Source organism: Streptomyces sp. NPDC045955 (genome assembly GCF_056430805.1).
The window spans coordinates 34,323-57,367 of sequence record NZ_JBWKKY010000004.1; the positions used below are offsets into that span (position 1 = coordinate 34,323).

The window sequence follows — 23,045 nt, forward strand, 5'->3', positions numbered from 1 at the left end:
TCAGGGGCTGATCACGCCCCCCGGGGCCACCATGGTGGATTGCGTGCCCAACGTGAGGAGTCTGCGTGGCAGTTGCGAAGGACGTCATTCCGTTGGCTTGGCCGCACGGCCGGGTGCATGCGACTGGCGGGGCAAAACGGACGTCAACGCCGTTCATTCCCCGTCCCCTTCGACGACCCCAATGAGAGTCCATAAGATCTCTGTAGGCTCAGCACATCTCTCGGCCCGCAGTTCGCCTCACCGCGCTCACACACGACCCCAGGACACCCGCCATGCCGCGACGCCGCATCTCCAGCTCGTCAAGCTCGACGGGAAGTACGACGGGAACGACGGCCCCGACGACGACTCCGAGGAACCGGACGCCGCAGCCGGTGAGGGTGCGGCGGCGGTCGTTCGGGGACTTCGTCAAGGCGTTCCTCGCCTTCGTCGCCCTGGCCGTGCTCCTCGTCGGCGTGCCCGGCGCGCTGGCCACGCAGATCGGGTGGCCGTTGCCGAGCGGGGTGCCGAGCCTCGACTGGCTTCAGCAAGAGATCACCGTCGACACGTTCCTGAACATCCTCACCGTCGTGGTGTGGCTGGCGTGGGCCCAGTTCACCGCCTGCGTGCTGGTGGAGATGAAGGCCGCGCTGTCCGGTGTCGGGGTGCCGGGGCGGGTGCCCGGCGCCGGGCCCAGTCAGTTGCTCGCCCGGCAGCTCGTCGCCGCGCTGCTGCTCGTCGGCGCCACCGCGGCCAGCTTCACGCCCGGCCTGTCGCAGCTCGGGCAGAGCGGCTACGACGCCCACCAGAAGCCGACCGTCGCCTCGGCCCAGCAGACCCCCGGTTTCTTCGCCCAGCAGCAGGAGCAGGCCGCCGACACCGCGGCCGCCCTCGCCGAGCAGGCCTCGCACGCCGCCTCGCACGCCGACGCCGGCGGCAGCACCGCCCAGCAGGGCGACACGAAGTACTACCGGATCCAGCCGCCCGAGGGACGTCACCACGACTCCCTGTGGGAGATAGCGGAACGGCACCTCGGTGACGGGCGCCGCTACAAGGAGATCTTCGAGCTCAACAAGGACCGCATCCAGCCGGACGGTTCCAAGCTCTCCGAAGCCAGTCTCATCCGGCCCGGATGGATCATGGAGATGCCGGGCGACGCGCGCGGCGGCGAACTCGTCGAGATGCCCGACGAGGCTCCCAACGTGTCGCCGGACGTGCAGCAGCAGATCGCCGACTACGCCCAGACAGGGGACCACGCCCAAGGCGGAGGCAGCGGTGCCCAGGGCGGCGGGCACGAGCACGCCGGTGGTGCTCCCGCCACCTCCCAGGTCTCCCTGCCCGAGCAGCGGCCCGCCCCCGACTCCGGTCACCAGCAGGCCACCGGCGTCGACGCCGAGTCCGGTAGCTCCTTCGGGTTGCCCGAGGCCCTACTCACCGCACCCCTCCTCGCCGCCGGTCTCCTCGGCGCCCTGGGGCGGCGGCGCCGGCAGGCCTTGTGGCAGTCGGCGTTCGGGGCTGTCGGTGGGCGGCGCGGCATGGAACCGCCCACGCCGAGCGGGGACGCGCAGGACGTCCAGGACGCGCTGCTCGTCGGCGCCGACCCCGAGGGCGTGCGGCTGCTCGACCGGAGCCTGCGCGGTCTCGCCGCCTCCCTCGCCGAGGAGTCGCGCGCGCTGCCCGTCGTGTACGCCGCCTGGCTGAGCAACGGCGATCTGCACCTCCAACTCGCCCAGCCCGCCGGGAAGCCGCCCGCCCCCTGGCGGCAGGGGCAGGACCAGACCTTCTGGATGCTGGCCCGGACCGACGCCGAGCGCTACGAGGACGTCGACACGGCCGCGCCCTACCCGGGGCTCGTCAGCCTCGGCACCATGGACGACTCGCGGCTGCTGCTCAACCTGGAGGCTGTGCCCGGCATCGTGTCGCTGAGCGGCCGCGAGGCCGACCGGGCCGCCGTCTTCGCGTCCGTCGCCGCCGAGCTGGCGACCAACGGCTGGTCCGACCGTATGACCATCACGCTCGTCGGCTTCGGGCAGGACCTCACCCCCCTCGCCCCGAACCGGATCCGGCACCTGGAGGACGTCGAGGCGCTCGTCGAGACCATGGAGGCCGAGACACGGCAGCGGCGGGGCGCTCTGGGCGCCGCCGGGCACGACTCCGTCCTCACCGGGCGCACCGGGCCCGCCCAGCACACCCGTTGGGCCCCGCACCTGGTCCTGCTCGCCGCCCAGCCGTCCGCCGAGGACGCCGTCAAGCTCGCCGAACTCGCCGCCGACGCCAGCCGGCTCGGCATCGGCTACCTCGTCGGCACCGAGACCGGCGACCTGCCGGGCGCCGCCTGGGAGATGGAGATCACCGCTCAGGGCAAGCTGCTGGCGCCCCTCCTCGGGCTCGAACTCGACGCCCAGCTGCTGCCCGCCGCCCAACAGCAGGCCGTCGTCGAGCTGTTCGTCGACGCGGACCCGGAGAACCGGCCCGAGGGCGACCCGGCCAACAGGCCGCCGTTCCTCGTCGACATCAGCGAGCAGGGCCGGCCGGCCGTCTACGCCCGGCTCGTGGGGCCCTACGAGATCATCGGCCTCGACACCCCGGACGGGGAGCGCAGCGCCCTCCTGCACGAGGCGCTCGCCCTGCTGCTCCTGCACCGCGAGGGCGTGCACCCGCGCGTGCTGTCCTCGGCGCTGTGGCCGCGCGGCGTCACCGACGACGTGCGCAACGCGCTGCTGGACCGGCTGCGCGACTGGCTCGGTGCCGACCCCGACGGCACTCCCCGCCTCGGCACCGACGGCAGCGGCCGGCTCACCCTCGCCAAGTCCGTCGTCTCCGACCTGGACGTGCTGCGGTCCCTCTACCACGAGGCCACGCAGGGCAAGGGCGTCGGCAGCCGGGCCGTGCGCGGGCGGCTGCTCACCGACGCGCTCGTGCTGGTGCGCGGGCCGCTGCTCGCCGACCGGCCCGAGGGCCGCTACCGGTGGCTCACCCACGAGATCGTCGACGCCCAGCTGCCGCTGCTCGTCGCGGACACCGGGCTCGCGCTGTGCGAGTTCCACATGGAGAAGAACCGCGCCGAGAAGGCCATCGAGGCCCTCAACGCGGCCCTGCGCACCGCCCCGGCCGACGAGCGACTGTGGCACGAGCTGCTGCGCGCCACCCACGCCACCGGCGACACGTCCCGGCTGACCTCGCTGGCCACCGATCTCATCGGCCGCAGCGGGGCCCGCGGCCTGCCGCCGCGTACCGAGGCACTGCTCGACGAGCTGCTGCCGACGTGGCGCGACGCGATCGCCGCGGTGGGATGAACACCGGGGTCCTGGTCATCGCCGCCGCGCTGTGGGGCGCGGCGGCGGGCGCGTTCCTGCCGCGCGCGGCCTACCGGTTCTCGGCCCCCTCGGGGGAGCCGTGGCGGGAGCGGTGCCCCGGCGGGCACGCCCTCAAGGGCCGGATCACGGGCTGGCTGGGACGGGCCGCGTGCCCGGAGTGCCCGGAGTCCGACGAGGCCGGATACGGGCCGCGTACGACACCCCTGGTGATCGCCACCGCCCTCGTCTGCGCCGCCCTCGCCGCCGCCACCGGCACCCGGCCCGAGCTCGGCGTCTGGCTGCTGCTCGCGCCCGTCGGGGTGCTGCTGACGACCGTCGACTTCCGGGTGCGGCGGCTGCCCGACCCGCTCACGCTGCCGTTCGCCGCGGCCGCGCTCGTGCTGCTCGGCCTCACCGCGCTCGTGCCCGAGCACGCGGGGGAGTGGACGAACGCCCTGCTCGGCTCTCTCGCGCTGGGCGGCGGCTACTTCGTGCTGTTCCTCATCAACCCCGCGGGGATGGGCTTCGGCGACGTCAAGCTCGCCCTGGGCGCGGGGGCGGTGCTCGGCTGGTACGGCTGGCCGACGGTGATGCTCGGCACCTTCGCCGGGTTCCTGCTGGGCGCGCTGTACGGCGCGGCCCTCGTGGTCGCGCGGCGGGCCGGGCGCAAGACGGCCATCCCCTTCGGGCCGTTCCTGATCTCCGGCGCCTTCCTCGGACTCCTGGCCGGGGCCTACGCGGCCTGACGACATCAAGGTACGAATGCCCGCAGGCCCGAAGCCTGACGTCCAGCGGCCCGAACGGCTGGCGTACGCTGGGCTGGTCCGTCCACAACCCTTACGAAAGGGACGCCCGGTGACCGAGAAGGCCGACCTTCAGCCCATCCTCGACCGTGCAGCCGCCGGTGGGCGGATCACCCCCGACGAGGCGCTCGCGCTGTACCGGGACGCCCCGCTGCACGCGCTGGGCGCCGCGGCGGACACCGTACGCCGCCGCAGGTACGCCGGCACCGAGCACATCGCGACGTACATCATCGAGCGCAACATCAACTACACGAACGTCTGCGTCACGGCGTGCCGCTTCTGCGCCTTCTACGCCGCCCCCAAGGACACCGCCAAGGGCTGGACCCGCGACCTGGACGACATCCTGCGCCGGTGCGCCGAGACGGTCGAGCTGGGCGGCACTCAGATCATGTTCCAGGGCGGACACCACCCGGACTACGGCGTCGAGTACTACGAGAAGCACTTCGCGGCGATCAAGAAGGAGTTCCCGCAGCTGGTCATCCACAGCCTGGGGGCGTCCGAGGTCGAGCACATGGCCCGGATCTCCAAGGTGAGCGTCGAGGAGGCCATCCGGCGCATCCACGCCGCCGGGCTCGACTCCTTCGCCGGTGCCGGTGCCGAACTGCTGCCCGAGCGGCCCCGCAAGGCCATCGCCCCGCTGAAGGAGTCCGGCGAGCGCTGGCTGGAGATCATGGAGATCGCGCACAACCTGGGCGTCGAGTCCACCTCCACCATGCTCATGGGGACCGGCGAGACCAACGCCGAGCGCATCGAGCACCTGCGGATGATCCGGGACGTCCAGGACCGCACGGGCGGCTTCCGCGCCTTCATCCCGTACACCTACCAGCCCGAGAACAACCACCTGAAGGGCCGGACGCAGGCGACCCTGTTCGAGTACCTGCGGATGATCGCGATCGCCCGGCTGTTCATGGACAACATCGCCCACATCCAGGGCTCGTGGCTGACCACGGGCAAGGAGGTCGGGCAGCTCTCCCTGCACTACGGCGCCGACGACCTCGGCTCGATCATGCTGGAGGAGAACGTCGTCTCCTCCGCGGGCGCCAAGCACCGGTCCAACCGGATGGAGATCATCGACCTGATCCGCAAGGCCGGGCGGGTGCCGGCGCAGCGGTCGACCACGTACGAGCACCTCGTCGTGCACGACGACCCGGCGAACGACCCCGTCGACGACCGCGTGGTCTCGCACATCTCGTCCACGGCCATCGAGGGCGGCACGGCTCACCCCGAGCTGAAGCTGCTCGCCTCCAACTGAGCGGCGCCGGAGAGGTAGTTGGAAACCATTCACACGGCCGACGCCGTCCGCGTCACCTGGGACTCCGAGCCCGTCAAGGGCGGTGCCGTGGCCGTCGGGCGGGGCCGGATCGGTGCCGTCGGCACACTCGACGACGTACGTGAGGCGTTCCCCCGGGCCCGGGTCCGCAGGTGGCCCGGGACCCTCGGCCCCGCCCGGGTCCACGAGGGCCCGCTCCCGGACGCCCCGAGCCCGCGTGAACGCGTCCACGAGGTGCTGAAGCTCGGCGCGGTCGCGGTCCTGGAGGAGTACGTCGACTCGCCGGAACTGCGGTCCGCCGCCGAGCGCAACGACGTCGTCGTCCTGCCGCGTGCGCGCAACACCGCGATCGTCCCGACCGGCCGCGCCGACCTCGCCGTCTTCGACGACGCGGGGGAGTGCGTCGCGACGGTGTGCGCGGGGCGGCTCGTACACCGCCGGCGCTGATCAGCGCCCTTGCTGATCAGCGCTCCCCTTTGCTGATCAGACCCTTTGATCCGTCAGCCCCTTTGATCGTCAGCCTCTTTGATCCGTCAGCCCGCGAACGCTTCCGCGAACGCCCCAGAACTCTGCCGGACACCACTGCAATCGGTCGCCGGCCGGTCCGGCTTCGAGTCGTCCGCGCACTGCCGGTCCCGCGCGGCCGACCACATGGACACCCAGCCGATGCCCTTCTCCTCGGCGAAGGCCCGGACCTCGGCCGCGTCCGCGAGCGTGAAGGTCTCGCCGTCGACGTCATTGACGCCGATCATCGAGGTGAGCGCCATGCCCTGCCAGGCCGCCGCGTCCGAGGTGCCGAAGACCTTCTTCAGCTGGGTGTGCGCCGCCCTGGCGGCCGTGAGCGCGTAGCCGCCCATGTCGCCGTCGAACGACGTGCCGTAGTTCATCGTCATCAGGTTGACCGTGGCGACCTGGACGCCGTCGTCGTCGGCGGAGCCGAGCAGCGCCAGGCTGTCCTTGCCCAGGCCCGAGGGCATGACGGGGAGCGTGAACGAGACCTCCAGATTCGTACGTTCCTTCTGGAGCAGCGCGATCGCCTTCGAACGCAGGGCGACGGAAGCGGAGTCGGCCAGCTCGTCGCCCTCGACGTCGAAGTCGGCCCGGGTGGCACCGGCCGCGTCGAGGGCCGCGCCGTACGCCGCCGCCAGTTCCGTCGCGCTGTCGCACACGGCCGCCAGCTCCTTGCCGGAAGCGCCGCCGAAGGAGACCCGGACCTGGCCGCCGTTCTTCGTCAGCCGCGCTATCCGGGACTTCACCGCGGAATCGCCGATCGCGTGGCCGCCGTCCCAGCGTGGGGTGCAGTCGTCGCCGTCGGCCAGGACGAAGGCCAGGTTGTACGTCGTCGGGGAGCCGGCCGAGTCGGTGCCGGCGGCATCCGTGGCGCTGACGTACGGCGCGTACGCGGTGCCGGCCTCGGCAGGGGGCGAGGTGCCGGGAGTGGCTGTCGCCGAGGGGGCCGGGCGTGCCCGGTCGACCGGTTCGGCCTGTTCGGAGCACCCCGTGGTGACCAGGGCGATCAGGCAGCCCAGACCGACCGCCGCAGGCTTCCGGTAACTCCTCATGACGCGTGCTCCCGTTCTCGTGAGACCTCAGGGGTACACACACTCAGTACGTTTCCCGGCGGCGAACGTCTCCCGAGGCAGGGAACACCGTGTCACGGCCGAAGCCGCGCCTTCTCCCGGGCGGGCGTACTGCAACAATGGGCCCGTGACCCGCGCATCCCTGGACAAGCAGCCGCACGAAGTCGCCTCGATGTTCGACGACGTGGCGGAACGGTACGACCTGACCAACGACGTGCTGTCCCTCGGCCAGGACCGGCGATGGCGCAAGGAGGTCGCCAAAGCGGTCGACGCGCGCCCCGCGCAGAAGGTCCTCGACCTGGCGGCGGGCACGGGCACGTCCTCGCTGCCCTTCGCCCGCACCGGCGCGTACGTCGTCCCGTGCGACTTCTCCCAGGGCATGCTCCGGGTCGGCAAGCAGCGGCAGCCCTGGCTGCCCTACACCGCCGGGGACGCGACCCGGCTCCCCTTCAAGGACGACACCTTCGACGCCGTCACCATCTCCTTCGGGCTGCGCAACGTGCAGGACACGAACGCCGCCCTGCGTGAGATGTACCGGGTGACCCGGCCCGGCGGGCGGGTCGTGATCTGCGAGTTCTCGCACCCCACCTGGGCACCGCTGCGCACCGTCTACACCGAGTACCTGATGCGCGCCCTGCCGCCGGTGGCGCGGGCCGTGTCCTCCAGCCCCGACGCCTACGTCTACCTCGCCGAGTCCATCCGGGCCTGGCCCGACCAGCCCGCGCTGGCCGAGCGGCTGGGCAAGGCCGGCTGGTCGCGGGTGGCCTGGCGCAACCTCAGCGGCGGCATCGTCGCCCTGCACCGGGGCTTCAAGGAGAGCTGATCCCTACGGGGAGATGAGGGTCATGCTCGGGTCGCCGGGCTCGTCCAGTTCGCGCTGGAGCCCGCCCCTGGGCGGCCTCGGGATCCGCGGCTCGTGCACGCCCCCGCCGCCCTCGCCGGGGCCGAAGTCGAACCACACGTAGATCATCGAGTCCCGCGGCACCTCGGCACCGGGCTGCGGGTACTGGCGTACGACGTAGTCGACGACGGCGAGGGCGAGGTCCGGCCGGTCCGGTGCGTTGAGCAGCAAACCCTGCGCCCGGGCCGTCTCCCGCGCGTCCACGGCCATGAGGCCCACCAGACGCGGCACTACACGCTCTCCGGGTGTTTTGCGGGACATGTACACAGATGTCACCCCCAGCGGTAGAGGAAGGGTAACTCCCGCTCCATACCGACCGGAAGCGCCAGGTGTCTTTCTGTGACAGTCGACTACGGAACGTCACTGATCGAGTGGCGGCGTGGCAGCCCTTCAGCCGGGTGATCAAGAGCGCTGAATAGACTGCCCCTGTCCAGTGCCGGTCGGCACGCAGATTTCGAACCTTGGGGAGATCCCGCCGTGACCGAGCCCCTCTCCGAAAACACCGCCGATGTCATCGTCGTCGGCGCGGGGCCAGCCGGCTCCACCACCGCGTACCACCTCGCCAAGGCCGGACTCGACGTACTGCTCCTGGAGAAGACCGAGTTCCCGCGCGAGAAGGTCTGCGGCGACGGCCTCACCCCCCGTGCCGTCAAGCAGCTGGTGGCGATGGGCATCGACATCTCGGAGGAGGCGGGCTGGCTGCGCAACAAGGGCCTGCGCATCATCGGCGGCGGGGTGCGGCTCCAGCTCGACTGGCCGGATCTCGCCTCCTTCCCCGACTACGGCCTCGTCCGCAAGCGTGACGACTTCGACGAGCAGCTCGCCCGGCAGGCACAGAAGGCGGGCGCCCGGCTGTTCGAGCGCTGCAACGTGGGCGCGCCGATCCTGGACGACCGCACGGGCCGGATCACCGGCGTACACGCCAAGCTCGGCGAGGAGAAGCGCGAGGTCACCTTCCGCGCCCCGCTCGTCGTGGCCGCCGACGGCAACTCCACGCGCCTGTCCCTCGCCATGGGCCTGCACCGCCGCGAGGACCGCCCGATGGGCGTGGCCGTACGGACGTACTTCACCAGCCCGCGCCACGAGGACGACTACCTGGAGTCCTGGCTGGAACTGTGGGACCGCCGCGGCCCCGTGGACCGTCTCCTGCCCGGCTACGGCTGGATCTTCGGCATGGGCGACGGCACGTCCAACGTCGGTCTGGGCGTCCTCAACACCTCCGACTCCTTCAAGGAGCTGGACTGGCGCGAGGTCCTGAAGGCCTGGTGCGCGTCCATGCCGGAGGACTGGGGCTACACCCCCGACAACATGACCGGGCCCATCCGCGGCGCAGCCCTCCCCATGGCCTTCAACCGCCAGCCCCATTACACCAAGGGGCTGTTGCTGGTGGGCGACGCCGGCGGCCTGGTGAACCCCTTCAACGGCGAGGGCATCGCCTACGCCATGGAGTCCGGCCAGCTCGCCGCCGACGTCATCGTGCAGGCGCACGCGCGGGCGACGCCGGCCGGCCGTGAGATGGCCCTCCAGCGCTACCCGCGCGTCCTCAAGGACACCTACGGCGGCTACTACACGCTCGGCCGGGCCTTCGTGAAGCTCATCGGCAACCCGAAGGTCATGCAGATCGCGGCCCAGCGCGGACTCACGCACCCGATGCTGATGAGGTTCACGCTGAAGCTCCTCGCGAACCTCACCGACCCGACCGGCGGCGACGCGATGGACCGCATCATCAACGGCCTGAGCAAGGTGGCGCCGAAGGCCTGATCGGGCGCCCGGGCACCCCGGGTGCCCGAGCGCCGGTGCACCCGGGCCTTCGGCACCGAAGGCTCGGTCAGCCTCTCAGCCTCTCAGCCTCTCAGCCGCTCAGCGCCGCGATGTTGGCGGCCCGGCGCGCGAACACCGCCTCGCGCCGGTCCGCCATCTGCCGCAGCGCGTCCTTGCGTTCCCGCCCGGACAGCCGGTCCAGGTACACCTGTCCGTTCACATGGTCGGTCTCGTGCGCCAGGCAGCGGGCGAAGTAGCCCGTGCCCTCGATCACGAGCGGTTCGCCCTCCCGGTCGTACCCGCGCACCACGGCCCGGTCCGGACGCGGTACGGCCATCGTGGCGCCCGGCACCGACAGGCACCCCTCGCCCTCGTCGAGCAGCCTGCGGTGCGCGGCGTCCAGCGGCTCCAGCACCGGGTTGACGATGTGCCCGACGTGCCGCACCCCCTCGTCGTCCGGGCAGTCGTACACGAACAGCCGCAGGTCGACCCCGACCTGGTTCGCCGCGAGTCCGGCACCGTCCGCGGTGTACATCGTCAGGAACATGTCGTCGATCAGCGCGGCGAGGTCCGGACCGAACTCGGTGACGTCCCGGCACGGCTTGTGCAGGACCCCCTCACCGACCTCGGTGATCCGCCGGACCTGCCCGCGCCGGGCCTCGGGCGCGAGCCTCGGGTACGAGTCGACGGGCCGTCCTTGCACGAAGACGCTTGGCATCTGTCTCTCCCTGTCTGCATGAGGATGCTGGGCGGCAGGAAGGGGCGTCCGGCCTCGGACGCCCCTTCCTGCTCTCAGGGAGTCATCACAGCAGATCTGCCGCAGCGGTCCCAGGCGTCATCCGGCCGCACCCGCAGACGCCTCTCACGGCCACCAGGCCCGCAGACGCCTCTCACGGCCACCAGGAGAGCCGCCGGGGCCGGTGCCCAGGGGCCGGGGCTTCGCGAGGGCCGCGGCGGCCTCCTGGGGCCTCCAGGCGCGTCGCTTCTCCTTCCGGACATGCCGGGAGGGCCGCTGCCCCCGAGTGGCAGCGGCCCTCAAGCCCGTATGCGTGCGGTCAGAGGACGCGCACGGCGCCCGACGCCGGGTAGCCCGACAGGTCCTGGATGACGACACCCTTGGACGGGTTGGCCGCGTCCAGGTACTGGCCGTCGCCGATGTAGACACCCACGTGGTACGCGGAGCCCTTGCCGCCCCAGTACAGGATGTCGCCGACCTGGACGTCGGACAGCGGCACGTCCGTGCCGGCCATCGACTGGTCCTGCGAGACGCGCGGCAGGTCCACACCAACCTGCTTGTAAGCGGCCTGCACGAGGGAGGAGCAGTCCCAGGCGTTGGGACCGGTGGCGCCCATGACGTAGGCGTCGCCCACCTGAGCCTTCAGGAAGGCGATGACGGTCGCGACGCTGCCGCTGGAGGGCGCCGACACCGACGTGGAGGCGGACGCGGAGGTGGAGAGCGTGGCGCGCTCGGCGCTGCGCGCGGCGCGCTCGGCGGCGGCCTTGCGGGCGGCCTCGGCGGCCTTCTTCTTGGCCTCCGCCTTCTTCTTGGCCTCGGCGAGGTCCTTCTTGGCCTCCGCGGCGGCCTTGGCCGCGGCGGCGTCACGCTCGGCGCGCAGTTCGTAGTTCGCGGCCGCCTGCTGGGTGGCGGCGGCGGACTGGGCGACCTGAGCGGACATATCGGCCGTCAGGGTGGGCAGTTCGATGGTCTGGGTGACCGGCTCGGCGGCGTTCGCCGAGGCCGACGCACCCGCCGCTGCCATGCTGAGAACGCCACCGGCAACTCCGGCACGCAGGGCGATCGAAGAGGTCGCGCTGCGGCGGGGCTTCCGGTGGCTGCGTATGTGAGCGGTGTGGGACATGGGAACAACCGGTACCAGGGGCTCCTTCATATCTTCAAGAAACGTGTGCTGCGCCACAGTTGTTCAATCAGGCCCCCAGAACCCCCTCACGGGGCCCTTTATTGACGCCGTAACGGACATTGCGGGCGCACCGTAACCGGCCTGTGATCACGGCCTTTGATCAATACGCCCGAATTGCCCCGCACCTACCATCGGTTGGGCTGATTGGCCAAGCCCCGTTCTCGTGGATCTCTCACGTGTGTGATGGAGGTCACGGAACGGCTGCCGGGACGGGCGCGTCCGACGCGGAAGATCACGACCGGATCACGGCCCCGCGAAGATCGTGAACGGATGCACGCGTCCACACCCCGCCCCGGACGCCCTCAGATGTGTGAACGCGCCTCTATCAAGAGATCGACTCCCTCGCCAATTTGCATGCAAGGGAACTCTCTTGATATTGAGACGCCCCCTCCGGCCTGCGCTGACGAGCCAAAATGTCACCTCTCGTGATCACTCGGACGCTTCGGGTGTGAAGATCACCGCTCATCCGACTTCATGATCGAACGTCAGGTGGTGGAGATCACAAAGCTTGTGCAATACCCCGTGTCGCAGATCACAGAGCGTCGGGCATAAGATGCACGCGGTTGGGCTTGTGACCTGCTTCACATGTTCCCGATCTTCGCCGGGGCAGGCGGGGTTCGAGGGATCGCTGGGGCGGATGTGAGCCCGATGCAAACCGCCAGCAGTCAGTGCCGACTGAGAGGAGCGAGGAGCGGTGAACGCTTATGCGCCCATCCTCGTACTGGGAGCCCTCGGGGCAGGCTTTGCGATCTTCTCCGTGGTCATGGCCACGTTGATCGGGCCCAAGCGGTACAACCGGGCCAAGCTCGAGGCCTACGAATGCGGGATCGAGCCGACCCCCACGCCGGCCGGCGGCGGGCGCTTCCCGATCAAGTACTACCTGACGGCGATGCTCTTCATCATTTTCGATATCGAGATCGTCTTCCTCTACCCCTGGGCCGTCACCTTCGACGCCCTGGGGATTTTCGGGCTCGTGGAGATGCTGCTCTTCGTGCTCACCGTCTTCGTCGCGTACGCGTACGTATGGCGGCGCGGCGGCCTGGAATGGGACTGAGGGGCCACAAGTCATGGGACTCGAAGAAAAGCTGCCGAGCGGCTTCCTGCTGACCACCGTCGAGCAGGCCGCGGGCTGGGTGCGCAAGTCGTCCGTCTTCCCCGCCACGTTCGGCCTCGCCTGCTGCGCCATCGAGATGATGACCACCGGCGCCGGCCGCTACGACCTTGCGCGCTTCGGCATGGAGGTCTTCCGGGGCTCGCCGCGCCAGGCGGACCTGATGATCGTCGCCGGCCGGGTGAGCCAGAAGATGGCGCCGGTGCTGCGGCAGGTCTACGACCAGATGCCGAACCCCAAGTGGGTGATCTCCATGGGGGTCTGCGCCTCCTCCGGCGGCATGTTCAACAACTACGCCATCGTCCAGGGCGTCGACCACATCGTGCCGGTCGACATCTATCTCCCCGGCTGCCCGCCACGGCCGGAGATGCTGATGGACGCCATCCTCAAGCTCCACCAGAAGATCCAGAGCTCCAAGCTCGGGGTGAACGCCGAGGAGGCGGCCCGCGAGGCCGAGGAGGCGGCGCTCAGGGCCCTGCCCACGATCGAGATGAAGGGGCTGCTGCGGTGAGCGACGTCAGCGACAACGGGGTCAACCCCGAGAAGGACCTCAGCGCGTCGAACCTCCCGGGCCAGCGCGGCCAGGGCGGCGAGGAGATCCGCGTCCAGCGCGGCATGTTCGGCGCGAACAACGGCGGCGACACCTCCGGCTACGGCGGCCTGGTCCGCTCGGTCCGTCTCCCGGGACCGGCGACCCGCCCCTACGGCGGCTGGTTCGACGAGGTCGCCGACGAGCTGGAGGGCGCCCTGGAGGAGCAGGGCCTGCTTCCCGAGAACGCGATCGAGAAGACGGTCGTCGACCGCGACGAGCTGACCTTCCACATCGAGCGCGAGCACCTGGTCCGCGTCGCCCGCACCCTGCGCGACGACCCGGCCCTGCGCTTCGAGCTGTGCACCGGCGTCAGCGGCGTCCACTACCCGAACGACAAGGGCCGTGAGCTGCACGCCGTCTACCACCTGCGGTCGATCACCCACAACCGGCTGATCCGCCTGGAGGTCAGCTGCCCCGACAGCGACCCGCACATCCCCTCGCTGTACTCGGTCTATCCGACGAACGACTGGCACGAGCGCGAGACGTACGACTTCTTCGGCATCGTCTTCGACGGTCACCCGGCCCTGACGCGGATCATGATGCCGGACGACTGGCAGGGCTTTCCGCAGCGCAAGGACTATCCCCTCGGCGGCATCCCCGTCGAGTACAAGGGCGCCCAGATCCCGGCTCCGGACCAGCGGAGGTCGTACTCATGAGCACTTCGCACGCCTCTCCTCGGGAGACCACTGAGGGCACCGTATATACGGTCACCGGCGGCGACTGGGACGAGGTCGTCCAGTCCGCGGCCCGCGCCGACGACGAGCGCATCGTCGTCAACATGGGGCCGCAGCACCCGTCCACGCACGGCGTGCTCCGCCTGATCCTGGAGATCGAGGGCGAGACCGTCACCGAGGCCCGCTGCGGAATCGGTTATCTGCACACCGGCATCGAGAAGAACCTCGAGTACCGGACGTGGACGCAGGGCACCACGTTCGTGACGCGCATGGACTACCTGACGCCGTTCTTCAACGAGACGGCGTACTGCCTCGGCGTCGAGAAGCTCCTCGGCATCGAGGACCAGATCCCGGACCGGGCCTCGATCGTCCGCGTGCTCCTGATGGAGCTGAACCGGCTCTCCTCGCACCTGGTGTGCATCGCCACCGGCGGCATGGAGCTCGGCGCCACCACGATCATGATCTACGGATTCCGTGATCGTGAACTCATTCTCGATATCTACGAGCTGATCACCGGCCTGCGGATGAACCACGCGTACATCCGCCCCGGCGGACTCGCCCAGGACCTGCCGCCCGGCGCGGTGGACCAGATCCGCGAGTTCGTGAAGAAGATGAAGAAGAACCTCCCGGAGTACGACAAGCTCGCCACCGGGAACCCCATCTTCAAGGCCCGCATGCAGGACGTCGGCTACCTCGACCTGGCCGGCTGCATGGCCCTCGGCGCCACCGGCCCGATCCTGCGCTCCACCGGCCTGCCCCACGACCTGCGCAAGGCGCAGCCGTACTGCGGCTACGAGACGTACGACTTCGACATCCCGACCGCGGACACCTGCGACTCCTACGGCCGCTTCCTGATCCGGCTGGAGGAGATGCGCCAGTCGCTGAGGATCATCGAGCAGTGCCTGGACCGGCTCCAGCCCGGCCCGGTCATGGTCGCCGACAAGAAGATCGCCTGGCCGGCCCAGCTCGCCCTGGGGCCCGACGGGCTCGGCAACTCCCTCGACCACATCAAGAAGATCATGGGCACCTCCATGGAGGCCCTGATCCACCACTTCAAGCTGGTCACCGAGGGCTTCCGCGTCCCGCCGGGCCAGGCGTACGCGGCGGTCGAGTCGCCCAAGGGCGAACTCGGGGTGCACGTCGTGTCCGACGGCGGCACGCGCCCCTACCGGGTCCACTTCCGCGACCCGTCCTTCACCAACCTGCAGGCCATGGCGGCGATGTGCGAGGGCGGCCAGGTCGCCGACGTCATCGTCGCCGTCGCGTCCATCGACCCCGTGATGGGAGGCGTCGACCGGTGACCACCTCTTCTTCCGAGCGGGGCGTCAGCCTGGGCATGCCCGAACTGCCCGCACCCGCCTACCCGGACGACGTCCGGGCCCGCCTGGAGACCGACGCGCGCGAGATCATCGCCCGCTACCCGGACTCCCGGTCCGCCCTCCTGCCGCTGCTGCACCTCGTGCAGTCCGAGGAAGGCCACGTCACGCGCACGGGCATGCGGTTCTGCGCGGACATGCTCGGCCTCACCACGGCGGAGGTCACCGCGGTCGCCACCTTCTACACCATGTACCGGCGCAAGCCGAGCGGTGACTACCAGGTCGGGGTGTGCACCAACACCCTGTGCGCCGTCATGGGCGGGGACGCGATCTTCGAGGAGCTCCAGGAACACCTGGGCGTCGGCAACGGCGAGACCACCGACGACGGCAAGGTCACCCTGGAGCACATCGAGTGCAACGCCGCCTGCGACTTCGCGCCGGTCGTGATGGTCAACTGGGAGTTCTTCGACAACCAGACCCCGGCGAGCGCCAAACGCCTCGTCGACGACCTGCGCGCGGGCCGGCCGGTCACCCCCACACGCGGGGCACCGATGTGCACCTTCAAGGAGACCGCCCGGGTCCTGGCCGGTTTCACCGACGAGCGGGACGGGGCCGTCGAGTCCGGGGGAAGCGCGGGACCCGCCTCCCTGGTCGGCCTGAAGCTCGCCAAGGGCGAGTCCGCCCCCGCGCGCGTCGTGCATCCGCGCGGCGAGGCGCCCCGGGACGACAAGCCGCACGAGCCGTCACCGACGGAGCACTTGAGCTCGCACGACGCGCCGCAGGACACGTCGGCCTCCGACCCGGCCCACCCGGCCGGGCCCACCGCCGAGGAGGGGGAGTGATGACCTTGGCACCCGAGCTGAAAGACATGAGCCCCGAGAAGCTGCTCGCACCGGTGCTGTCGGCCTTCTGGGACGAGGACAGGTCCTGGACGCTGGACGTGTACCGGCGGCACGACGGCTACGAAGGGCTTCGCAAGGCGCTCGCCATGTCGCCGGACGACGTGATCGCGTACGTCAAGGACTCCGGCCTGCGCGGGCGCGGCGGCGCGGGCTTCCCCACGGGCATGAAGTGGCAGTTCATTCCCCAGGGGGATGGAAAGCCGCACTATCTGGTGGTCAACGCCGACGAGTCGGAGCCCGGGACGTGCAAGGACATCCCGCTCCTCTTCGCGAACCCGCACAGCCTCATCGAGGGCATGATCATCGCGTGTTACGCCATCAGGTCTTCGCATGCGTTCATCTATCTGCGTGGTGAAGTCGTACCAGTGCTGCGGCGGTTGCACTCGGCCGTCCGCGAGGCCTACGAGGCGGGCTTCCTCGGCGAGAACATCCTGGGCAGCGGACTCGACCTCGACATCACCGTGCACGCGGGCGCGGGCGCGTACATCTGCGGTGAGGAGACCGCACTGCTGGACTCGCTCGAAGGCCGCCGGGGTCAACCGCGGCTTCGTCCCCCCTTCCCTGCCGTCGCGGGCCTCTATGCCTGCCCGACTGTGGTGAACAACGTCGAGTCGATCGCGTCGGTTCCCGCGATCATGCATCGGGGCAAGGAATGGTTCCGGTCGATGGGGAGCGAGAAGTCGCCCGGCTTCACGCTCTACTCCCTGTCCGGCCATGTCGCCAGCCCCGGCCAGTACGAGGCGCCGCTCGGGATCACGCTCCGCCAGCTCCTCGACATGAGCGGCGGAATGCGCCCCGGGCACCGCCTCAAGTTCTGGACGCCGGGCGGTTCCTCGACCCCGATGTTCACCGACGAGCATCTCGACGTCCCTCTTGATTACGAAGGAGTGGGCGCCGCGGGTTCCATGCTCGGCACCAAAGCCCTCCAGTGCTTCGACGAGACGACCTGCGTGGTGCGGGCCGTGACGCGCTGGACGGAGTTCTACGCCCACGAGTCCTGCGGCAAGTGCACGCCCTGCCGCGAAGGGACCTACTGGCTCGTGCAGTTGCTGCGCGACATCGAGGCCGGCAAGGGACGGATGTCCGACCTCGACAAGCTGAACGACATCGCCGACAACATCAACGGCAAGTCCTTCTGCGCCCTCGGCGACGGCGCCGCCTCGCCGATCTTCTCCTCGCTCAAGTACTTCCGCGAGGAGTACGAGCAGCACATCACGGGCCGGGGCTGCCCCTTCGACCCGGCCAAGTCGACGGCCTGGGCCGACCGCACGGAGGTGAACGCATGACCGTGACCACCAACGCTCCCTCAGGCGGGGGAGAGGCGGCGGTCCCGCCGGAGGACCTCGTGTCGCTGACGATCGACGGCGTGGAGATCAGCGTGCCCAAGGGCACCCTGGTCATCCGGGCCGCCGAACAGCTCGGCATCGAGATCCCCCGGTTCTGCGACCACCCCCTCCTCGACCCGGCCGGCGCCTGCCGCCAGTGCATCGTCGAAGTCGAGGGCCAGCGCAAGCCCATGGCGTCATGCACCATCACCTGCACCGACGGGATGGTGGTGAAGACCCACCTCACCTCGCCGGTCGCCGAGAAGGCCCAGAAGGGTGTGATGGAGCTCCTGCTCATCAACCACCCGCTGGACTGCCCGGTCTGCGACAAGGGCGGCGAGTGCCCGCTGCAGAACCAGGCCATGTCGCACGGCGACGCCGAGTCCCGCTTCGAGGGCCGCAAGCGGACCTACGAGAAGCCCGTCCCGATCTCCACGCAGGTGCTGCTCGACCGCGAGCGGTGCGTGCTGTGCGCCCGTTGCACCCGGTTCTCCAACCAGGTCGCGGGCGACCCGATGATCGAGCTGATCGAGCGGGGCGCGCTCCAGCAGGTCGGCACCGGCGAGGGCGACCCGTTCGAGTCGTACTTCTCCGGCAACACCATCCAGATCTGCCCGGTCGGCGCGCTGACCTCGGCGGCGTACCGATTCCGCTCCCGCCCCTTCGACCTGGTCTCGTCCCCGTCGGTGTGCGAACACTGCTCCGGCGGCTGTGCCACGCGCACCGACCACCGGCGCGGCAAGGTCATGCGGCGGCTCGCCGCGAACGACCCCGAGGTCAACGAGGAGTGGATCTGCGACAAGGGGCGGTTCGCGTTCCGGTATGCGCAGCAGCGGGACCGTCTGGACACGCCCCTGGTGCGCAACGCCGAGGGCGAACTGGAACCGGCCTCGTGGCCGGAGGCGCTCCAGATCGCGGCCCAGGGGCTGCTGGCCTCCCGGGGCCGCACCGGCGTCCTGACCGGCGGCCGGCTCACCATCGAGGACGCCTACGCGTACAGCAAGTTCGCGCGCGTGGCGCTCGACACCAACGACATCGACTTCCGCGCGCGCGTGCACAGCGGCGAGGAGGCCGACTTCCTCGCCGCCCAGGTCGCCGGACGCGGCCGGGACCTCGACGGCACGGGCGTCACGTACACCGCTCTGGAGAAGGCCCCGGCCGTCCTGCTGGTCGGTTTCGAGGCGGAGGAGGAGGCGCCCGGCGTCTTCCTGCGGCTGCGCAAGGCCTGGCGCACACACGGGCAGAAGGTCTTCGCCCTGGCCACGCACGCCACGCGCGGTCTGGAGAAGGCCGGCGGGACGCTGCTGCCGGCCGCCCCCGGCACCGAGACCGAGTGGCTGGACGCACTCGCGAGCAACGTCGGCCTGGAGGGCGACGGCGCAGCGGCCGCCGAGGCGCTGCGCGCCGAGGGCGCCGTGATCGTCGTCGGTGAGCGGCTGGCCGCGGTGGCCGGCGGTCTCACCGCGGCCGTGCGCATCTCCTCCGCGACCGGTGCCCGGCTGGCGTGGATCCCGCGCCGGGCCGGGGAACGCGGCGCCGTCGAGGCGGGCGCGCTGCCGTCGCTGCTGCCGGGCGGACGTCCGGCCACCGATCCACGCGCGCGTGACGAGGTCGCCACCGTCTGGGGCGTGGCAGGCCTTCCGCACCGCTACGGCCGTGACACCGGCCAGATCGTGGAGGCCGCCGCGACCGGCGAACTTCAGGCCCTGCTGGTGGCGGGCGTCGAGATCGCCGACCTGCCCGACCCGGCACGCGCGCGTGCGGCACTCGACGAGGCCGGCTTCGTGGTCTCGCTCGAACTGCGGCCCAGCGAGATCACCCGCAAGGCCGATGTCGTCCTGCCGGTCGCCGCGGTCGCCGAGAAGGCCGGCACCTTCCTCAACTGGGAAGGCCGGGTCCGCTTCTTCGAGGCCGCGCTCAAGCCCGACCACATGACCCGCCGCCTCGCGCCCACCGACGCGCGCGTGCTGCAGATGCTGGCCGACGCCATGGACGTCCACCTCGGACTGCCCGATCTGCGCACCGTACGGGCCGAGATCGACCGGCTCGGCGCCTGGGACGGCCCGCGGGCCACCGAACCCCTGGAGACCGCGGGCGCCCTGCCCCGTCCGGCCGCCGGGGAGGCCGTGCTCGCCGGACACCGGCTGCTGCTCGACCAGGGCGTCCTCCAGCAGGGCGACGAGGCACTCGCCGGCACCCGGCACGCCGCACGCGCGCGTGTGTCGGCCGCGACGGCCGCCGAGGCGGGCGTCGAGGACGGCGACCTCCTCGCGGTCACCGGCCCCCGGGGAGTCGTCGAACTTCCGCTCCAGATCAGTGAGATGCCCGACCGGGTGGTGTGGCTCCCGCTGAACTCCGCCGGCGGCGGAGTCGCCTCCGACACCGGGGCGCGGCCCGGATCCCTCGTCCGCATCGGACCGGCGACGCTCGCCGGCGAGGCCCCCAAGGAGGTGGAGGCATGAGCCCGTACTTCGCCGCTGAAGACCTCTCGATGTTCGGCCACGACCCGTGGTGGCTGGTCGTCATCAAGGCGGTGTTCTGCTTCGCCTTCCTGATGGTGACCGTGCTGATCTCCATCGTCATGGAGCGCAAGGTCGTCGCCTGGATGCAGCTGCGCATCGGCCCCAACCGGCACGGCCCCTGGGGCATGCTCCAGTCGCTCGCCGACGGCATCAAGCTGATGCTCAAGGAAGACGTCATCGTCAAGCGCGCGGACAAGGTGGTGTACGTCCTCGCGCCGATCGTCGCGGCCATCCCGGCCTTCATGGCGATCGCCGTGATCCCCTTCGGCCCGGCGGGCAACGAGATCTCGATCTTCGGCCACCGCACCACGATGCAGCTCACCGACCTGCCGATCGCGATGCTCTACATCCTCGCGGTCGCCTCCGTCGGCATCTACGGCATCGTGCTGGCGGGCTGGAGCTCCGGATCCACCTACCCGCTGCTGGGCGGTCTGCGCTCCTGCGCGCAGATGATCTCGTACGAGATCGCGATGGGCGCCGCCTTCGCCTCCGTGTTCCTCTACTCGGGGTCGATGTCGACGTCGGCGATCGTCGAGCAGCAGACCGACCGCTGGTACATCCTGCTGCTGCCGCTCTCCTTCGTCCTCTACATCGTGACGATGGTCGGCGAGACCAACCGCGCCCCGTTCGACATGCCGGAGTCCGAGGGCGACCTGGTCGGCGGCTTCAACACCGAGTACTCGTCGATCAAGTTCGCGATGTTCATGCTCGCCGAGTACGTCAACATGGTGACCGTCTCGGCCGTCGCCACGACGCTGTTCCTCGGCGGCTGGCGGGCTCCCTGGCCGATCAGCACCTTCTGGGAGGGCGCGAACCACGGCTGGTGGCCGATGCTCTGGTTCACGGTCAAGGTCCAGTTGCTGCTGTTCATGTTCGTCTGGATCCGCGGCACGCTCCCACGCGTCCGCTACGACCAGTTGATGAAGCTCGGCTGGAAGGTCCTCATCCCGGTCTCGCTGGTGTGGCTGATGCTCGTCGCGACCGTGCGGGCCTTCAGGAACGAGGGCTACGACTTCGCCGACATCGCCCTCTACGTCGGCGGCGGCGTGCTGGCCCTGCTGGTGCTCTCCTTCGTCGTCGACATGTTCCGCGAGAAGGCGAAGGGGGCCGAGCAGCCGGCCGAGACCCCGGCCGCCTTCGACCCGATGGCGGGCGGATTCCCCGTACCGCCCTTGCCGGGGCAGGAACTCCCACCGGTCCCGCGGCGCCGCTCGCGCGGTGAGCGGGAGCTGATTGTCAGTGGTGGGCCCGATACTCAGAGTGACGGATCTCTGGGCGGAACTACGGATGGAAAGGAGGCGTCCGATGGCTGAGGAACCGAAGGACACCAAGCCCGGGTTCCAGAACCCGGTGGCCGGCTTCGGCGTGACCTTCAAGGCCATGTTCAAGAAGCGGCTGACCGAGCAGTACCCGGAGCAGCAGAAGACCACGGCTCCGCGCTTCCACGGACGGCACCAGCTCAACCGCCATCCCGACGGCCTGGAGAAGTGCGTCGGCTGCGAACTGTGCGCGTGGGCCTGCCCCGCCGACGCGATCTACGTGGAGGGCGCGGACAACACCGACGAGGAGCGCTACTCGCCGGGTGAGCGGTACGGCCGCGTCTACCAGATCAACTACGCCCGCTGCATCCTGTGCGGCCTGTGCATCGAGGCGTGCCCCACGCGCGCGCTGACGATGACGAACGAGTTCGAGCTCGCCGACTCCAGCCGGGCCAACCTCATCTACACCAAGGAGCAGCTGCTCGCCGGTCTGGAGGAGGGCATGGTCGACACGCCTCACGCGATCTACCCGGGGACGGACGAACAGGACTACTACCGGGGCCTGGTCACCGAGGCCGCGCCCGGTACGGAGCGGCAGGTCGCCCACTCCAAGGGCGAGGTCGTCCAGGAGGCCGACTCGACCTTCGGCGGGACGGAACCGGCGTCGAAGAAGGTGATCGGCCGATGACCACCCAGCTCGCCGCCTACTCCACCTCCATGGGAGAGGCCGTCCAGTTCTGGGTCCTCGGCACGATCGCGGTGATCGGCGCCCTGTGCACCATCCTCATGAAGAGGGCCGTGCACAGCGCGCTCTGCCTCGCCGGGACCATGATCATCCTGGCGGTGTTCTACCTCGCCAACGGCGCCTACTTCCTGGGCGTCGTGCAGATCGTCGTCTACACCGGCGCGATCATGATGCTGTTCCTGTTCGTGGTGATGCTCGTCGGCGTCACCGCGGCGGACTCCCTGAAGGAGACCATCAAGGGCCAGCGCTGGCTGGCCCTGCTGTGCGGGCTCGGCTTCGGCGTCCTGCTGATCGCCGGCATCGGCAACGCCTCTCTCAGCGAGTTCAGCGGCATCGGCCAGGCGAACGCCGGGGGCAATGTGGAGGGCATCGCCGCCCTCCTGTTCACCCGGTACGTGTTCGCGTTCGAGATCACCGGCGCCCTGCTCATCACGGCCGCCGTCGGCGCCATGGTGCTCACGCACCGCGAGCGCACCGAGCGTGCCAAGACGCAGCGCGAACTCTCCGAGGAGCGGGTCCGCGAAGGCCGGCAGCTGCCGCCCCTGCCGGCCCCCGGTGTGTACGCCCGGCACAACGCGGTCGACATCGCGGGCCTGCTGCCCGACGGCACACCGTCCGAACTCACCGTCAGCAAGACGCTGCGTGAGCGGGGCCAGATCCGGGACGTGTCGCAGGAGGCGCTCAACGACCTGCGGGCCCTGGAGCAGCGTGCCGAGGAGCGCCTGGAGCGGAAGGCCATCGAACCGGCCACGTTCAAGCGGCCCGAGGAGGCATCGAAGTGAACCCGGTCAACTATCTCTATCTCGCGGCCCTGTTGTTCACGATCGGTGCCACCGGCGTGCTGATCCGGCGCAACGCGATCGTGGTGTTCATGTGCATCGAGCTCATGCTCAACGCCTGCAACCTCGCGTTCGTCGCCTTCTCCCGGATGCACGGCAACCTCGACGGCCAGATCATCGCCTTCTTCACGATGGTCGTCGCCGCCGCGGAGGTCGTGGTCGGGCTCGCGATCATCGTGTCCCTGTTCCGCGCCCGCCACTCGGCCTCGGTCGACGACGCCAGCCTGATGAAGCTGTAAGGGGTCGGAAGAATC

21 protein-coding genes are annotated in these 23,045 nt (G+C 70.3%); 17 read left to right on the forward strand and 4 right to left on the reverse strand.

Features of this window, described 5'->3' with window-relative positions; all coding sequences use genetic code 11:
• Positions 1–371 precede the first annotated feature (371 nt).
• From AC07F0_RS09270 to AC07F0_RS09285, 4 genes are all read left to right on the forward strand, one after another.
• On the forward strand, positions 372–3,272 hold the full coding sequence (locus tag AC07F0_RS09270; protein ID WP_478976370.1) for a BTAD domain-containing putative transcriptional regulator: 2,901 nt from the start codon (positions 372–374) through the stop codon (positions 3,270–3,272).
• Positions 3,269–4,018: a prepilin peptidase gene (locus AC07F0_RS09275; RefSeq protein ID WP_478976373.1), complete on the forward strand. Its 750-nt coding sequence runs from the start codon at positions 3,269–3,271 to the stop codon at positions 4,016–4,018. Before AC07F0_RS09270 ends, AC07F0_RS09275 begins: the two co-directional genes overlap by 4 nt.
• 109 nt (positions 4,019–4,127) lie before the next feature.
• On the forward strand, positions 4,128–5,327 hold the full coding sequence (mqnC, locus tag AC07F0_RS09280; protein WP_436725809.1) for a cyclic dehypoxanthinyl futalosine synthase: 1,200 nt from the start codon (positions 4,128–4,130) through the stop codon (positions 5,325–5,327).
• A gap of 18 nt (positions 5,328–5,345) precedes the next feature.
• Positions 5,346–5,792, forward strand: coding sequence for a hypothetical protein (locus AC07F0_RS09285; protein WP_478976376.1), 447 nt, complete (start codon positions 5,346–5,348; stop codon positions 5,790–5,792).
• Between the two features lie 86 nt (positions 5,793–5,878).
• Here the strand turns inward: AC07F0_RS09285 and AC07F0_RS09290 are convergent, their stop codons facing one another.
• Positions 5,879–6,907, reverse strand: coding sequence for a chitinase (locus AC07F0_RS09290; protein WP_478976379.1), 1,029 nt, complete (start codon positions 6,905–6,907; stop codon positions 5,879–5,881).
• Between the two features lie 145 nt (positions 6,908–7,052).
• Here AC07F0_RS09290 and AC07F0_RS09295 point away from each other — a divergent pair, with 145 nt between their 5' ends.
• A complete protein-coding gene (locus AC07F0_RS09295) occupies positions 7,053–7,748 on the forward strand; it encodes a demethylmenaquinone methyltransferase (protein WP_478976382.1) in 696 nt (231 codons plus the stop codon).
• A 3-nt stretch (positions 7,749–7,751) separates the two neighbouring features.
• Here the strand turns inward: AC07F0_RS09295 and AC07F0_RS09300 are convergent, their stop codons facing one another.
• Complete coding sequence (locus tag AC07F0_RS09300) at positions 7,752–8,087, reverse strand: PASTA domain-containing protein (RefSeq protein WP_478976385.1); 336 nt, start codon at positions 8,085–8,087, stop codon at positions 7,752–7,754.
• A 216-nt stretch (positions 8,088–8,303) separates the two neighbouring features.
• On the opposite strand from AC07F0_RS09300, the gene AC07F0_RS09305 reads away from it, so the two are divergent.
• Positions 8,304–9,587, forward strand: a complete 1,284-nt coding sequence (locus AC07F0_RS09305) for a geranylgeranyl reductase family protein (protein WP_478976388.1) — start codon at positions 8,304–8,306, stop codon at positions 9,585–9,587.
• Positions 9,588–9,678: 91 nt separating this feature from the next.
• On the opposite strand, the gene def is transcribed toward AC07F0_RS09305, so the two are convergent.
• Positions 9,679–10,305: a peptide deformylase gene (gene def, locus AC07F0_RS09310; protein WP_478976391.1), complete on the reverse strand. Its 627-nt coding sequence runs from the start codon at positions 10,303–10,305 to the stop codon at positions 9,679–9,681.
• A gap of 337 nt (positions 10,306–10,642) precedes the next feature.
• Positions 10,643–11,476 (reverse strand): C40 family peptidase, encoded by an 834-nt coding sequence (locus tag AC07F0_RS09315; protein ID WP_436725801.1) that lies wholly within the window; start codon positions 11,474–11,476, stop codon positions 10,643–10,645.
• Between the two features lie 724 nt (positions 11,477–12,200).
• Between AC07F0_RS09315 and AC07F0_RS09320 the strand changes: the two genes are divergently transcribed.
• The 11 genes from AC07F0_RS09320 to nuoK are packed head-to-tail and all read left to right on the forward strand — an operon-like array spanning position 12,201 to position 23,030.
• On the forward strand, positions 12,201–12,560 hold the full coding sequence (locus AC07F0_RS09320) for an NADH-quinone oxidoreductase subunit A (RefSeq protein WP_003974383.1): 360 nt from the start codon (positions 12,201–12,203) through the stop codon (positions 12,558–12,560).
• A gap of 13 nt (positions 12,561–12,573) precedes the next feature.
• Positions 12,574–13,128 carry a NuoB/complex I 20 kDa subunit family protein gene (locus AC07F0_RS09325; protein WP_451619530.1) on the forward strand — a complete coding sequence of 185 codons (555 nt, stop codon included), beginning with the start codon at positions 12,574–12,576 and terminating at the stop codon, positions 13,126–13,128.
• Positions 13,125–13,865 carry an NADH-quinone oxidoreductase subunit C gene (locus tag AC07F0_RS09330; RefSeq protein WP_436725800.1) on the forward strand — a complete coding sequence of 247 codons (741 nt, stop codon included), beginning with the start codon at positions 13,125–13,127 and terminating at the stop codon, positions 13,863–13,865. Before AC07F0_RS09325 ends, AC07F0_RS09330 begins: the two co-directional genes overlap by 4 nt.
• Positions 13,862–15,184: an NADH-quinone oxidoreductase subunit D gene (locus tag AC07F0_RS09335; protein ID WP_478976394.1), complete on the forward strand. Its 1,323-nt coding sequence runs from the start codon at positions 13,862–13,864 to the stop codon at positions 15,182–15,184. The genes AC07F0_RS09330 and AC07F0_RS09335 overlap by 4 nt, the downstream gene beginning before the upstream one ends.
• Complete coding sequence (nuoE, locus tag AC07F0_RS09340; protein WP_478976397.1) at positions 15,181–16,041, forward strand: NADH-quinone oxidoreductase subunit NuoE; 861 nt, start codon at positions 15,181–15,183, stop codon at positions 16,039–16,041. The genes AC07F0_RS09335 and nuoE overlap by 4 nt, the downstream gene beginning before the upstream one ends.
• Complete coding sequence (gene nuoF, locus AC07F0_RS09345) at positions 16,041–17,387, forward strand: NADH-quinone oxidoreductase subunit NuoF (protein WP_356925223.1); 1,347 nt, start codon at positions 16,041–16,043, stop codon at positions 17,385–17,387. Before nuoE ends, nuoF begins: the two co-directional genes overlap by 1 nt.
• Positions 17,384–19,888, forward strand: coding sequence for an NADH-quinone oxidoreductase subunit G (locus AC07F0_RS09350; protein ID WP_478976399.1), 2,505 nt, complete (start codon positions 17,384–17,386; stop codon positions 19,886–19,888). The genes nuoF and AC07F0_RS09350 overlap by 4 nt, the downstream gene beginning before the upstream one ends.
• Positions 19,885–21,261: an NADH-quinone oxidoreductase subunit NuoH gene (nuoH, locus tag AC07F0_RS09355; RefSeq protein ID WP_478976402.1), complete on the forward strand. Its 1,377-nt coding sequence runs from the start codon at positions 19,885–19,887 to the stop codon at positions 21,259–21,261. Before AC07F0_RS09350 ends, nuoH begins: the two co-directional genes overlap by 4 nt.
• Positions 21,254–21,895, forward strand: a complete 642-nt coding sequence (gene nuoI / locus AC07F0_RS09360; protein WP_307176882.1) for an NADH-quinone oxidoreductase subunit NuoI — start codon at positions 21,254–21,256, stop codon at positions 21,893–21,895. The genes nuoH and nuoI overlap by 8 nt, the downstream gene beginning before the upstream one ends.
• On the forward strand, positions 21,892–22,734 hold the full coding sequence (locus AC07F0_RS09365; RefSeq protein ID WP_478976405.1) for an NADH-quinone oxidoreductase subunit J: 843 nt from the start codon (positions 21,892–21,894) through the stop codon (positions 22,732–22,734). Before nuoI ends, AC07F0_RS09365 begins: the two co-directional genes overlap by 4 nt.
• Entirely contained in the window at positions 22,731–23,030 is a 300-nt protein-coding gene (gene nuoK, locus AC07F0_RS09370) for an NADH-quinone oxidoreductase subunit NuoK (protein WP_003992252.1), read from the forward strand. The genes AC07F0_RS09365 and nuoK overlap by 4 nt, the downstream gene beginning before the upstream one ends.
• The last annotated feature ends 15 nt before the right edge of the window (positions 23,031–23,045 follow it).